At 57.6% G+C, this 12,862-nt stretch carries 14 protein-coding genes; 8 read left to right on the top strand and 6 right to left on the bottom strand.

Going from position 1 to position 12,862, the window contains the following annotated elements; all coding sequences use genetic code 11:
• Nucleotide 1: 1 nt before the first annotated feature.
• Nucleotides 2-1,141, top strand: coding sequence for a glycoside hydrolase family 105 protein (locus BWI76_RS18215; protein ID WP_004136645.1), 1,140 nt, complete (start codon nucleotides 2-4; stop codon nucleotides 1,139-1,141).
• 120 nt (nucleotides 1,142-1,261) lie between these two features.
• On the opposite strand, the gene argS is transcribed toward BWI76_RS18215, so the two are convergent.
• A complete protein-coding gene (gene argS, locus BWI76_RS18210) occupies nucleotides 1,262-2,995 on the bottom strand; it encodes an arginine--tRNA ligase (protein WP_004136646.1) in 1,734 nt (577 codons plus the stop codon).
• A gap of 230 nt (nucleotides 2,996-3,225) precedes the next feature.
• Between argS and BWI76_RS18205 the strand changes: the two genes are divergently transcribed.
• Together BWI76_RS18205 and cutC are read left to right on the top strand one after the other, a co-directional pair.
• Complete coding sequence (locus BWI76_RS18205) at nucleotides 3,226-3,795, top strand: VOC family protein (RefSeq protein WP_004136649.1); 570 nt, start codon at nucleotides 3,226-3,228, stop codon at nucleotides 3,793-3,795.
• Nucleotides 3,796-3,871: 76 nt separating this feature from the next.
• Nucleotides 3,872-4,606, top strand: a complete 735-nt coding sequence (gene cutC, locus BWI76_RS18200) for a copper homeostasis protein CutC (RefSeq protein WP_029669910.1) — start codon at nucleotides 3,872-3,874, stop codon at nucleotides 4,604-4,606.
• Nucleotides 4,607-4,706: 100 nt separating this feature from the next.
• On the opposite strand, the gene cmoB is transcribed toward cutC, so the two are convergent.
• From cmoB to BWI76_RS18175, 5 genes are read right to left on the bottom strand one after another with little or no spacing between them, the layout of a single operon-like run.
• Entirely contained in the window at nucleotides 4,707-5,723 is a 1,017-nt protein-coding gene (cmoB, locus tag BWI76_RS18195; RefSeq protein WP_004136659.1) for a tRNA 5-methoxyuridine(34)/uridine 5-oxyacetic acid(34) synthase CmoB, read from the bottom strand.
• Entirely contained in the window at nucleotides 5,720-6,463 is a 744-nt protein-coding gene (gene cmoA / locus BWI76_RS18190; protein WP_004136662.1) for a carboxy-S-adenosyl-L-methionine synthase CmoA, read from the bottom strand. Before cmoA ends, cmoB begins: the two co-directional genes overlap by 4 nt.
• Nucleotides 6,464-6,502: 39 nt before the next feature.
• The gene (locus tag BWI76_RS18185) at nucleotides 6,503-6,898 is read right to left on the bottom strand and encodes an MAPEG family protein (protein ID WP_004122068.1); all 396 of its coding nucleotides are present in this window, start codon (nucleotides 6,896-6,898) and stop codon (nucleotides 6,503-6,505) included.
• A 53-nt stretch (nucleotides 6,899-6,951) separates the two neighbouring features.
• Nucleotides 6,952-7,770: a DUF72 domain-containing protein gene (locus BWI76_RS18180; RefSeq protein ID WP_004136670.1), complete on the bottom strand. Its 819-nt coding sequence runs from the start codon at nucleotides 7,768-7,770 to the stop codon at nucleotides 6,952-6,954.
• Nucleotides 7,767-8,333 carry a hydrolase gene (locus BWI76_RS18175; protein ID WP_004136672.1) on the bottom strand — a complete coding sequence of 189 codons (567 nt, stop codon included), beginning with the start codon at nucleotides 8,331-8,333 and terminating at the stop codon, nucleotides 7,767-7,769. Before BWI76_RS18175 ends, BWI76_RS18180 begins: the two co-directional genes overlap by 4 nt.
• Before the next feature lie 268 nt (nucleotides 8,334-8,601).
• Here BWI76_RS18175 and aspS point away from each other — a divergent pair, with 268 nt between their 5' ends.
• The 5 genes from aspS to ruvA all read left to right on the top strand — a co-directional run bounded on the left by aspS (nucleotide 8,602) and on the right by ruvA (nucleotide 12,855).
• Nucleotides 8,602-10,389, top strand: a complete 1,788-nt coding sequence (gene aspS / locus BWI76_RS18170; protein ID WP_004136675.1) for an aspartate--tRNA ligase — start codon at nucleotides 8,602-8,604, stop codon at nucleotides 10,387-10,389.
• Between the two features lies 1 nt (nucleotide 10,390).
• Nucleotides 10,391-10,834, top strand: coding sequence for a dihydroneopterin triphosphate diphosphatase (nudB, locus tag BWI76_RS18165; RefSeq protein ID WP_004122064.1), 444 nt, complete (start codon nucleotides 10,391-10,393; stop codon nucleotides 10,832-10,834).
• Nucleotides 10,835-10,862: 28 nt separating this feature from the next.
• Nucleotides 10,863-11,603, top strand: coding sequence for a YebC/PmpR family DNA-binding transcriptional regulator (locus BWI76_RS18160; protein WP_004122063.1), 741 nt, complete (start codon nucleotides 10,863-10,865; stop codon nucleotides 11,601-11,603).
• Between the two features lie 37 nt (nucleotides 11,604-11,640).
• On the top strand, nucleotides 11,641-12,162 hold the full coding sequence (ruvC, locus tag BWI76_RS18155) for a crossover junction endodeoxyribonuclease RuvC (RefSeq protein WP_004113791.1): 522 nt from the start codon (nucleotides 11,641-11,643) through the stop codon (nucleotides 12,160-12,162).
• 81 nt (nucleotides 12,163-12,243) lie between these two features.
• Nucleotides 12,244-12,855, top strand: coding sequence for a Holliday junction branch migration protein RuvA (ruvA, locus tag BWI76_RS18150; RefSeq protein WP_004103390.1), 612 nt, complete (start codon nucleotides 12,244-12,246; stop codon nucleotides 12,853-12,855).
• Nucleotides 12,856-12,862 lie beyond the last annotated feature (7 nt).

Here is a 12,862-nt window from a genome sequence, read left to right as displayed (position 1 = left end):
TATGAAAGTTTGGCCTGTCAAACATAGCCCACTACTGCGCCAGCCGGAGCGTTTTATCGCCCGCAATGAACTGCAGGCGCTGATTCAGAAGGTGACGCGCAATCTGGTCAACATTAAGGACGAAAGCGGGCAATTTTTACTGCGGCTGGACGACGGACGCGTTATTGACACCAAAGGGTGGAACGGCTGGGAGTGGACTCACGGCGTCGGCCTGTACGGTATTTATCAGTACTACCAGCAGACCGGCGATACCGCGATGCGCGACATTATCGATAGCTGGTTTGCCGATCGCTTTGCCGAGGGCGCGACCACCAAAAACGTCAACACCATGGCGCCGTTTCTCACCCTGGCATACCGCTACGAAGAGACGGGTAACTCCGCGTATCTGCCCTGGCTCGATAGCTGGGCGGAGTGGGCGATGAACGAAATGCCGCGCACTGAATCTGGCGGCATGCAGCACATCACCCTGGCGGAAGAGAATCATCAGCAGATGTGGGACGACACGTTGATGATGACGGTTCTGCCGCTGGCGAAAATCGGCAAGCTGCTTAATCGTCCGGAATACGTAGAGGAGGCGGTATATCAGTTTTTGCTGCACGTGCAGAATCTGCTGGACCGCGAGACCGGCCTGTGGTTCCACGGCTGGAACTATGAGGGGCGGCATAATTTCGCCCAAGCCCGCTGGGCGCGCGGCAATAGCTGGCTGACTATCGTTATTCCGGATTTTCTGGAGCTGGTGGATTTACCCGAAAACAGCGCGGTACGGCGTTATCTGGTGCAGGTGCTGAATGCGCAGATTGCGGCGCTTGCCCGCTGCCAGGACGATAGCGGCCTGTGGCATACGCTACTTGACGATCCCGACTCCTATCTGGAAGCGTCGGCGACCGCCGGTTTTGCTTATGGGATCCTCAAAGCGGTGCGCAAGCGCTACGTGAGACAGGCGTATGCGGAGGTGGCGGAAAAAGCGATTCGCGGCATCGTGCAGAATATCTCACCGCAAGGGGAGCTGCTGCAAACGTCGTTCGGTACCGGAATGGGTTCGAATCTTGATTTTTATCGCGACATTCCGCTGACGTCGATGCCGTATGGCCAGGCGATGGCGATCCTGTGCCTGACGGAGTATCTGCGGAAGTATTTCTGAGAAGGGCGGAATTTCCCCGGTGGCGCTTACGCTTACCGGGGCTACAAGGATGTTGCAGATGTGATGAGCGCGGCGCCATCAGGCGTTATAAAACAAACCCGGCTTTCGCCGGGTTTGTTTTTACATCCGTTCTACAGTTTCGATACCCAGGGTATCCAGACCCAGCTTCAGCGTTTTTGCGGTCAGCAGTGCCAGCTTCAGGCGGCTGTTGCGCGTCTCTTCGCTTTCGGCGCTCAGGATCGGGCAGTGCTCGTAGAAGCCGGAGAACAGGCCAGCCAGATCGTACAGATAAGAGCACATGACGTGCGGCGTGCCTTCACGCGCGACGACGGTCAGGGTTTCTTCAAACTGCAGCAGACGGGCCGCCAGCTGGGCTTCACGGTCTTCGGTGATCACCACCGGCGCCGCCGCCAGCGTGCTTTCATCAATATCCGCTTTGCGGAACACGGAGAGCACGCGGGTATAGGCATACTGCATATAAGGCGCGGTATTGCCCTCAAAGGCCAGCATGTTATCCCAGTCAAAGATGTAGTCGGTGGTGCGGTTTTTAGACAAATCGGCGTATTTCACCGCGCCAATTCCGACCGCGTTCGCCAGTTTTTCCAGCTCATCGGCGGGCATATCCGGGTTTTTCTCCGCCACCAGACGGCGGGCGCGTTCCAGCGCTTCGTCCAGCAGGTCGGCGAGCTTCACGGTGCCGCCGGCGCGGGTTTTAAACGGTTTGCCGTCCTTGCCGAGCATCATGCCGAACATGTGGTGCTCCAGCGGGACGGAATCCGGCACGTAGCCGGCTTTACGCACGATGGTCCACGCCTGCATCAGGTGCTGGTGCTGGCGAGAGTCGATGTAGTAAAGCACGCGATCCGCATGCAGGTTTTCGTAACGGTATTTTGCGCAGGCGATATCGGTAGTGGTGTAGAGATAGCCGCCATCCTTCTTCTGGATAATCACGCCCATCGGTTCGCCTTCCTTGTTTTTGTATTCGTCAAGGAACACCACGGTCGCGCCTTCGCTTTCTACCGCCAGACCTTGGGCTTTCAGATCGGCAACGATACCCGGCAGCATCGGGTTATAGAGGCTTTCACCCATCACGTCGTCGCGGGTCAGAGTGACGTTCAGGCGGTTATAGGTAAGCTGGTTTTGCGACATGGTGATATCGACCAGCTTGCGCCACATTTCACGGAAGTACTCGTCGCCGCCCTGCAGCTTAACGACGTAGCTGCGCGCGCGCTCGGCGAAGGCTTCATCTTCGTCGTAGTGTTTTTTCGCTTCGCGATAAAAACCTTCGAGGTCGGCCAGCGCCATCTCGCCGGCGTTTTCCTGCTGCTGCTTTTCCAGGTACGCGATCAGCATGCCAAACTGGGTGCCCCAGTCGCCTACGTGGTTCGCGCGGATCACTTTATGCCCGAGAAACTCCAGCGTACGCACCGCGGCATCGCCAATAATCGTGGAGCGCAGATGGCCTACGTGCATCTCTTTCGCCACGTTCGGCGCGGAGTAATCGACCACCACCGTCTGCGCCTGCGGCTGAGCCACGCCCAGACGTTCGGATTTCAGCGCGCTGCTGACGTTTTCCGCGAGGAAAGCCGGGTCGAGGAAAATATTAATAAAGCCGGGACCGGCGATTTCGACCTTACTGGCAATGCCGCTCAGGTCGAGATGAGACAGGACCTGCTCTGCAAGTTGTCGCGGCGCCATGCCCAGTTTTTTGGCTACGGCCATCACGCCGTTGGCCTGATAATCGCCGAACTGGACTTTTGCTGACTGGCGGACCTGAGGTTCGCAATCGGCAGACGCGCCTGCCGCGATCAGGGCCTGACTGACTTTTTCTGAGAGAAGAGCCTGAATATTCACCGAAATACCTTACGTTTAACACGCCGTCACCCAGAGGGGGCGGCGCAGGAATGTGGACAAATTAGGGCGGGAGTATACTGCATTTGCGCCCACGCGTCAGCACCGCGCAGAGGTTGCTAAGCCTCGCGCTCAACGAATAACCGTTCACGGGGGGCCGCCGACGATTGTCGGTTGGTAGGGCGCGGGAAACGCGATAAATTAGCTCTTTTTAGCGAGTACCGAGGCTTACGATGGCGAACTGGCAGCAGATTAATGAATTAAACGATATTTCCGCGGACCTGCCGCGCTTTACCGAGGCGCTAAACGCGCTAGCTCATCGGCTTGGTCTCGATATTACGTCACTTGATGCCGACCATATTTCCCTGCGCTGTCATCAGAACGCCACGGCGGAACGCTGGCGTCGCGGCTTTGAACAATGCGGCACGCTGCTGTCGGAAAACGTGATTAACGGCCGGCCCATCTGTTTATTCCGCCTGGATGAGCCGGTGGTCGTGGCGCACTGGCGTTTTCGCATCGTTGAGCTGCCGTGGCCGGGCGAAAAGCGCTATCCGCACGAAGGTTGGGAGCATATTGAAATCGTGCTGCCTGGCGAACCTGAAACGCTCAATACCCGCGCGCTGGCGCTGCTGTCCGATGACGGGCTGAGCCAACCGGGTATTTTTGTCAAGACCAGCGCGCCGAAAGGTGCGCGTGAGCGTTTACCGAATCCAACCCTGGCGGTAACCGATGGCAAAGTGACGATCAAATTTCACCCGTGGTCGATTGAGCAAATTGTCGCCAGTGAACACGCTGAACGATGACAGTGTGACGTTACGCGGCGTCTGCCGGGAGAAATCGTGCCATTCTGGCGTGCCTGCTCAATCTACGGAGAGAAGAATGACCTTACTGGAAGTCTGCTGTTACAGCATGGAGTGCGCGCTGGAGGCCCAGCGCCGCGGCGCCGATCGCATCGAGCTATGCGCCGCGCCGCAGGAGGGGGGGCTGACGCCTTCGCTGGGCGTACTGAAATCGGTGCGTGAAGCGGTGACTATTCCCGTGCATCCGATTATTCGCCCGCGCGGCGGTGATTTTTGCTATACCGCGGGCGAGTTTGCCGCGATGCTGGATGATGTCGCCGCGGTGAAAGATCTCGGTTTTCCCGGCCTGGTAATCGGTATTCTTGACGCCGACGGTCGGGTGGATAGGGCGCGAATGAAAAAAATAATGGCGGCGGCGGGAACCCTGGCCGTCACCTTTCACCGGGCCTTTGATATGTGCGCCAACCCGCGCCAGGCCAGCGTTGAGCTGGCTGAACTCGGCGTTCAGCGTATCCTGACTTCGGGCCAGCAGGCGTCTGCCGAAAAAGGAATTTCATTAATCAGGGAACTTATTTCCCAAAGCGATACTCCTATTATTATGGCCGGTGCAGGAGTGCGCGCCGCCAACCTGCCGCTATTTTTACAGGCGGGGGTAAAAGAGGTGCATACCTCGGCAGGCCAGTGGTTACCGTCCCCGATGCGCTTTCGCAATCCCGGATTGTCGATGTCTACGGATGCCGAAGCAGATGAATACTTACGCTACGCCGTCAATGGCGAAGCGGTAGCGGAAATGAAGAAGATAATTACCGCGTAGAGAGAGTAAACCGTTTTTTGCTGCACATCATGTCGCCCAATATGATGATTGCCCGTACCAGGCCCCTGCCCATTAAACAGGGGCCTTTTTTTATCCAGAATTAGCCCTGGCTACGGTTTTTTTTCGCCGCTAACGACTGCTGCGTTTCCGGTTTACTGGCAATAATCACCGCGCGCAGCGGGGCCGGATAGCCTTCGACCGTTTTGCTGCTATCGCGCGGATCGAGGAAATCGGCCAGCGACTCGGTGGTCATCCACTCGGTGCGGCGCTGCTCGTCGGTCGAAGTGACGCACGCATCGACAATACGCACATCGACAAATCCGCACTTCTCCAGCCACTGCTTCAGCGCGGCGGCGGACGGGATAAAGTAGACGTTGCGCATTTGGGCATAGCGGTCGCCCGGCACCAGTACGGTATTTTCGTCGCCTTCAACGACCAGCGTCTCCAGCACCAGCTCGCCGCCGGGAACCAGCTGATCTTTGAGCTGCCACAGGTGATCGAGCGGAGAGCGGCGGTGATACAGCACGCCCATCGAAAAGACGGTATCAAAGGCGTTGAGCGCCGGAAGCTGCTCAATGCCCAGCGGCAGCAGATGCGCGCGCTGGTCGTTGCCCAACAGTTTTCGCACCGCTTCAAACTGGCAAAGAAACAGCTGGGTGGGGTCGATGCCCACCGCCAGATGAGCGCCGGCGCCAATCATGCGCCACATGTGGTATCCGCTGCCGCAGCCGACATCAAGGATGGTACGCCCGGTCAGATCGGAAAGGTGCGGCAGTACGCGCTCCCACTTCCAGTCGGAACGCCATTCGGTATCGATATTCACGCCGTAAAGGGAGAAGGGCCCTTTACGCCACGGCATCAGATTCTTCAGCAGGTTTTCAATCCGCAGGCGCTGGCCTTCACCGAGCGGCGTTTCGCTCTCGGCGGTGACGCTGTGCAGCAGATCCAGACGGTAGGGCGCAAACTCGGGCAGAAACTCGACGGCCCGTTCCCATTCCCGGTATTTGCCGTGCAGCGCGTCGCGCTGCCAGGCCGCCACCTGGGCCGGCAGCGTCTCCAGCCAGTGCGAAAGCGGGCTTTTGGCAATCAATTGATAAAAGTTGCTGAAATCAATCATGCCGGGTCCCCGGATTTTACGGCGATTAACGATCCGAAGTTAAAGCACTGGAACCACAGCTCGGCATGTACGAAACCGGCCTTACGCAGGCGCGCTTTGTGGGTTTCCACGGAATCGGTGAGCATCACGTTTTCCAGCATGCTGCGCTTTTGGCTGATTTCCAGCTCGCTGTAGCCGTTAGCGCGTTTGAAGTCGTGATGCATGTTGAACAAGAGTTCGCCGACGTTGTCATCTTCGAAGCTGAATTTTTCCGACAGCACCAGCGCGCCGCCCGGGTTCAGCCCCTGATAGACCTTGTCCAGAATGGCCTGGCGTTCGCCCGGCTCGAGAAACTGAATGGTGAAATTGAGCACCACCATTGAGGCGTTTTCTATCTTGACGTGGCGAATATCGCCTTCAATTACCTCGACCGGCGTCGGCGCTTTATAAGCGTCAATATGGCGACGGCAGCGTTCGACCATCGCCGGCGAGTTATCGATGGCGATGATTTTGCAGCCAGAATGCGCAATATTGCGGCGCACGGACAGCGTGGCTGCGCCAAGCGAGCAGCCGAGATCGTAAACCTGGGTATCCGGCTGAACGAAACGTTCCGCCAGCATGCCGATCATCGAAATGATATTGGAATAGCCGGGAACAGAGCGCTGGATCATATCCGGGAAGACTTCAGCAACCCGTTCATCAAAGGTCCAGTCGCCGAGACTGGCAATCGGCGCGGAAAAAAGCGTATCGCGGTGAGACATAACGTTAAACCCGAAAAATCGAAAACGGCGTATTGTGCGCTAACGGACGGAGAAAACCAACTCCCAGGGCATATACCAGAAGTTCGCCAGCACCATCAGCAACAACGAACACCACGTCGCGCTCATGCCGGAACGGCGCCAGCGGTAGAGACGATGATGAAAGCCATACGAGTGCATCAGGCGCCCGGCGATCAGCAAGATACCGCAGACGTGGACCATCCAGGTCTGGGCGCCGTTCATCTCCATAAACAGCAGTAAGATCAGGCCAATGGGAACATACTCCACCGCGTTCCCGTGCACGCGAATAGCGACCTGCAGCTCGCTAAAACCACCGTCGCCGTAGCCTACGCGATATTGCGTCCTCAGGCGTACGACGTCCCAGGAAAACTTAATAAGCAATAACGCACCTAAGACCGCATACAGCGCGCTGACCATACTCAAAACTCCCTTTTATCGCTTCCGGTGGCTCAATTGAGGATAGCAGGATATCAGAAAAGGGAGGTTTGCTGCGGAATTGACGGCGCATTCCCTATTTCCGGTAGGGCAGTACGCAGATCGCCCCACAGGGTGTCGACCAGTTCCGGCGCCTGGGCGATATCCGGAGTATGGAGGAACAGGTACGGCGTGGCGGTCGGCGTCCATTTTGGCAGCGTGCGAATCCACACGCTAAAAAGCTCGCGATTCTGCGTCATATCATCGCTGCCGATAAAACGCACCATTGGATTATGGGCCGTCACCAGCGCATGGACGGGGACTTTAGGCTTCTTCTTCTGCGCCTCGATCATCGCCGGGCTGCGGGCGACGGCGCTATGAACCGGACGGCTATCAAGGATCACGCGATTGACGTTACGCTGATGCAGGCCGCGATTGAGCTGCTGTTCCGCTTCCCCTTTGGCGAAAAATTCCGGATGCCTTACCTCAACGCCGTAGCGGAATTCGCGCGGCAGGCTGTCGAGGAATGGCCAGAGGGCGGTGAGGTCCCGAGGGCCGAACGTCGCCGGCAACTGGAGCCAGTACTGGCCGATGCGCGAAGACAGCGGCGCCAGACGGGTAAAAAACTCATGGCTTAAGTCGTCGCAGTTGCGCAGCGCCGCCTGGTGCGAAATGGTGGCCGGAAATTTGAAGCAGAAGCGAAAATCGTCGTGGGTTTGTTCATACCAGCGGCTGACAATCTCCGCTTTTGGTAACGCGTACAGGGTGGTGTTGCCCTCCACGCAGTTGAAGTGGCGGGCATACTCTTCAAGGCTGGTGATACCCAGCCGCACCCACTTCGGGTGCGCCCACTGGGGAAGCCCTATATAAATCATAATGCGGCAAGCACCTCCTCGGTACTACGCACGCGGGCAATCCGCGGGAAGATATGCGTCATGCTGCTAAGATGCTGTTCCGCCGTCGCCGCGCTGCAGGCGTCTTCGACAAGAATGAGGTTAAAACCCAGCTCCCAGGCGTTGCGCGCCGTAGATTCGACGCCGATATTCGTGGAGATACCGCACAGGATAATCGTATCGATACCGCGACGGCGAAGCTGCAGCTCCAGGTCGGTGCCGTAAAAGGCCCCCCACTGGCGTTTGGTGACTTCGATATCGCTCGCCTGTTTTTCCAGCGCGAGCGGATAGGCCCACCAGTTTTCCGGTAGCGTTGGCGCGCCTGCCTGAGCATCGACCGGCTGCTTCAGCGCTTCCGCGAAATCCGCCGACCAGCCAACGCGAACCATGACCACCGGGGAACCCTGCTGGCGGCACTTTTTCGCCAGACTCGCGGCGCGCTCAACCACTTCGTCAGCGCGATGCGGGCCGCCGGCAAACGGTAAAATGCCTTCCTGCAGGTCAATAACGACCAGCGCGGTCTTTTTTGCATTGAGTTCTAACATGATATCCCCGTATCTTCTTTTGTTGTCAGGCCGCTACAATACCGTTGCCGATCTCGCCCGAGGGTAACAAATTTTGTTAATTTTTGTGAGTACAAGCAATAAGCGTGCAGCAAAGCAACGCAGCGCGCTGCGCCGGACTTATCGTGCGGCATAATTTCCAGTATAATAGCCGCCTTTTTTCATTCAGTTGTGACATCAGCTAAAGCTGCGACCTCGTCGCCTGCAAGGCAGGCAACAATCCGCCTGCGGCTAAGTTAAGGGATATCTCATGCGTACAGAATATTGCGGGCAGCTTCGTCTGTCCCACGTAGGGCAGCAAGTGACTCTGTGTGGTTGGGTCAACCGTCGTCGTGATCTTGGTAGCCTTATCTTTATCGATATGCGTGACCGCGAAGGCATCGTGCAGGTGTTTTTCGATCCGGATCGCGCCGACGCATTAAAGCTGGCCTCTGAACTGCGTAATGAGTTCTGCATCCAGGTCACCGGCACCGTGCGTGCGCGTGACGAAAAAAACGTGAATAGCGATATGGCCACCGGCGCCATCGAAGTGCTGGCATCCGACCTGACCATTATCAACCGCGCGGAAGCGCTGCCGCTGGACTCCAACCACGTCAACACCGAAGAAGCGCGTCTGAAATACCGCTACCTGGACCTGCGTCGTCCGGAAATGGCGCAGCGCCTGAAAACCCGTGCGAAGATTACCAGCCTCGTCCGCCGTTTTATGGACGACCACGGCTTCCTCGATATCGAAACGCCGATGCTGACCAAAGCTACCCCGGAAGGCGCGCGCGACTATCTGGTGCCTTCTCGTGTGCATAAAGGCAAATTCTACGCGCTGCCGCAGTCTCCCCAACTGTTCAAACAGCTGCTGATGATGTCCGGTTTTGACCGCTACTATCAGATTGTTAAATGTTTCCGCGACGAAGACCTGCGCGCCGACCGCCAGCCGGAATTCACCCAGATCGACGTCGAGACCTCCTTTATGACCGCCGAGCAGGTGCGTGAAGTGATGGAAGCGCTGGTGCGTAATCTGTGGCAGGAAGTGAAGGGCGTGGATCTGGGCGATTTCCCGATCATGACCTTCGCCGAAGCCGAGCGCCGCTACGGTTCCGATAAACCAGACCTGCGTAACCCGATGGAGCTGGTGGACGTTGCCGATCTGGTCAAAGCGGTGGAATTCGCCGTCTTCGCAGGTCCAGCTAACGACGCCAAAGGCCGCGTAGCCGCGCTGCGCGTACCGGGCGGCGCTGCGCTGACCCGTAAGCAAATCGACGAGTACGGTAAGTTTGTCCAGATCTACGGCGCAAAAGGCCTGGCCTATATTAAAGTCACCGAGCGGGCGAAAGGCCTTGAAGGCATCAACAGCCCGGTAGCTAAATTCCTTAACGCCGACATCGTTGAAGCGATCCTTGAGCGCACCGGCGCGCAGGATGGCGACATGATCTTCTTCGGCGCGGATAACAAAAAGGTTGTCGCCGACGCGCTCGGCGCGCTGCGTCTGAAGCTGGGCAAAGACCTGAACCTGACCGACGAAAACAAATGGGCGCCGCTGTGGGTTATCGACTTCCCGATGTTTGAAGACGACGGTGAAGGCGGCCTGACCGCGATGCACCATCCGTTCACCTCGCCGAAAGATATGTCCGCCGCCGAGCTGAAGGCCGCGCCGGAAGACGCGGTGGCCAACGCCTACGATATGGTCATCAACGGCTATGAAGTCGGCGGCGGTTCGGTACGTATTCACAGCGGTGAAATGCAGCAGACCGTGTTCGGCATTCTCGGCATTAACGAGCAAGAGCAGCGCGAGAAGTTTGGCTTCCTGCTGGACGCGCTGAAATACGGTACTCCGCCGCACGCGGGCCTGGCTTTCGGTCTTGACCGTTTGACCATGCTGCTGACCGGTACCGATAATATCCGTGACGTTATCGCCTTCCCGAAAACTACCGCCGCCGCTTGCCTGATGACCGAAGCGCCAAGCTTCGCTAACCCGGCATCGCTGAGCGAGCTGGGTATTCAGGTGGTGGCGAAAGAGGCAAAAGAGTCTCTGGAGAATAAGTAAGATGTCATTCAAGCTCCCCGTTTCCGTGCTGGTGGTGATTTACGCCAAAGATACGAAGCGGGTGCTGATGTTGCAGCGGCGCGACGATCCCGCGTTCTGGCAGTCGGTTACCGGCAGCCTGGAAGAGGGAGAGACCGCGCCGCAGGCTGCCGCGCGTGAAGTTATGGAAGAAGTCGCCATTGATGTCGCCAGCGAGCAACTGGCGTTGGTTGACTGTCAGCGCACGGTAGAGTTCGAGATATTTTCTCATTTACGTCATCGCTATGCGCCGGGCGTTGAGCGTAATACGGAATTTTGGTTCCGTCTTGCGCTCCCCCATGAACGCCAGATTGTCTTTACGGAACATCTGGACTATCGCTGGGTTGATGCGGCGGAAGCCGCCACGTTGACCAAGTCCTGGAGCAACCGGCAGGCGATTGAAGAATTTGTAATTAACGCCGCCTGAAAGGGCGCGCTTTTTTGGAGAGTTTTTTATGGCAGGTCATAGTAAATGGGCCAACACCAAGCACCGCAAAGCGGCACAGGATGCCAAGCGCGGTAAGATCTTTACGAAAATTATTCGCGAGCTGGTCACCGCCGCGCGTCTGGGCGGCGGCGATGCGGGATCTAACCCGCGTCTGCGCGCGGCAATCGACAAAGCGCTGAGCAACAACATGACCCGCGACACCCTGAACCGCGCTATTGCCCGCGGCGTGGGCGGCGATGATGATGCGAACATGGAAACCATCATCTATGAAGGTTACGGTCCTGGCGGCACGGCGGTGATGGTTGAATGTCTGTCCGACAACCGTAACCGTACCGTTGCGGAAGTCCGTCATGCCTTCACCAAAACCGGCGGTAACCTGGGGACCGACGGTTCCGTTTCCTACCTGTTCAGCAAAAAAGGCGTTATCTCCTTCGAGAAAGGCGACGAAGATGCGATCATGGAAGCGGCGCTGGAAGCGGGCGCGGAAGACGTTGTGACCTATGACGACGGCGCGATTGACGTTTATACCGCGTGGGAAGAGATGGGCGCGGTACGCGATGCGCTGGAAGCCGCCGGCCTGAAAGCGGACGCCGCTGAAGTCTCGATGATCCCGTCTACCAAAGCGGACATGGACGCGGAAACTGCGCCGAAACTGCTGCGTCTGATCGATATGCTGGAAGATTGCGACGACGTGCAGGAAGTTTATCACAACGGCGAGATCTCTGATGAGGTCGCCGCAACGCTCTAATGTTGCCGACCGTTAAACCACTAACCGGAGGCGCGTGATGGCCATTATTCTCGGCATTGACCCGGGGTCGCGCGTCACTGGTTATGGCGTCATCCGCCAGGTTGGACGCCAGCTCAGCTATCTGGGCAGCGGCTGTATTCGCACGAAAGTGGATGATTTACCGTCTCGCCTGAAGCTCATCTATGCGGGCGTCACGGAAATTATTACCCAGTTCCAGCCGGATTATTTCGCCATCGAACAAGTGTTTATGGCCAAGAACGCCGACTCGGCGCTGAAGCTCGGCCAGGCGCGCGGCGTGGCGATTGTCGCGGCGACGAATCAGGACCTGCCGGTCTTTGAGTACGCCGCCAGGCAGGTAAAGCAGACCGTTGTCGGCATCGGCAGCGCGGAAAAGAGCCAGGTGCAGCATATGGTGCGCACCTTGCTCAAGCTGCCGGCCAACCCGCAGGCGGATGCGGCGGATGCTTTAGCCATCGCCATCACCCACTGCCACGTCAGCCAGAACGCCGCCCAGATCAGCGAAAGCCGCCTGAATCTGGCGCGTGGACGCTTACGATAACCTGAAATCAGGCTGGATATCTATCCAGCCTTTTTTTATGATACCGCATTAGACTTTCAGCCCTTAATCCAGGAGCTCCACGTGATAGGCAGACTCAGAGGCATCATTCTCGAAAAACAACCCCCGCTGGTTTTACTCGAAACGGGAGGCGTAGGCTATGAGGTTCATCTGCCGATGACCTGTTTCTACGAGCTGCCGGACGTGGGCAAAGAGGCGATCATTTTTACCCACTTTATCGTCCGCGAAGACGCTCAGCTGCTGTATGGCTTTAACAACAAGCAGGAGCGCACGCTGTTTAAAGAGCTGATTAAAACCAACGGCGTCGGTCCGAAGCTGGCGCTGGCGATCCTTTCCGGCATGTCGGCGCAGCAGTTTGTGAATGCCGTTGAGCGCGAGGAGCTGGCGGCGCTGGTGAAGCTGCCGGGAATCGGCAAGAAAACCGCGGAACGCCTGATTGTCGAAATGAAAGACCGCTTTAAAGGGCTGCACGGCGATCTGTTTACGCCGGCGGCGGATCTGGTGCTGACGTCTCCAGCCGGTCCTTCTGATGATGATGCTGAACAGGAAGCGGTTGCCGCGCTGGTGGCGCTGGGCTATAAACCTCAGGAGGCCAGCCGGATGGTCAGCAAAATCGTGCGCCCGGATGCCAACAGTGAAACGCTAATTCGCGAAGCGCTCCGCGCCGCGTTGTGAGGTAAGG

It is taken from the genome of Klebsiella sp. M5al (genome assembly GCF_002090195.1).
Lineage (GTDB): Bacteria > Pseudomonadota > Gammaproteobacteria > Enterobacterales > Enterobacteriaceae > Klebsiella > Klebsiella grimontii.
Note: the sequence above shows the minus strand (reverse complement) of the source record. Positions and strands in the feature narration are given on the sequence as shown.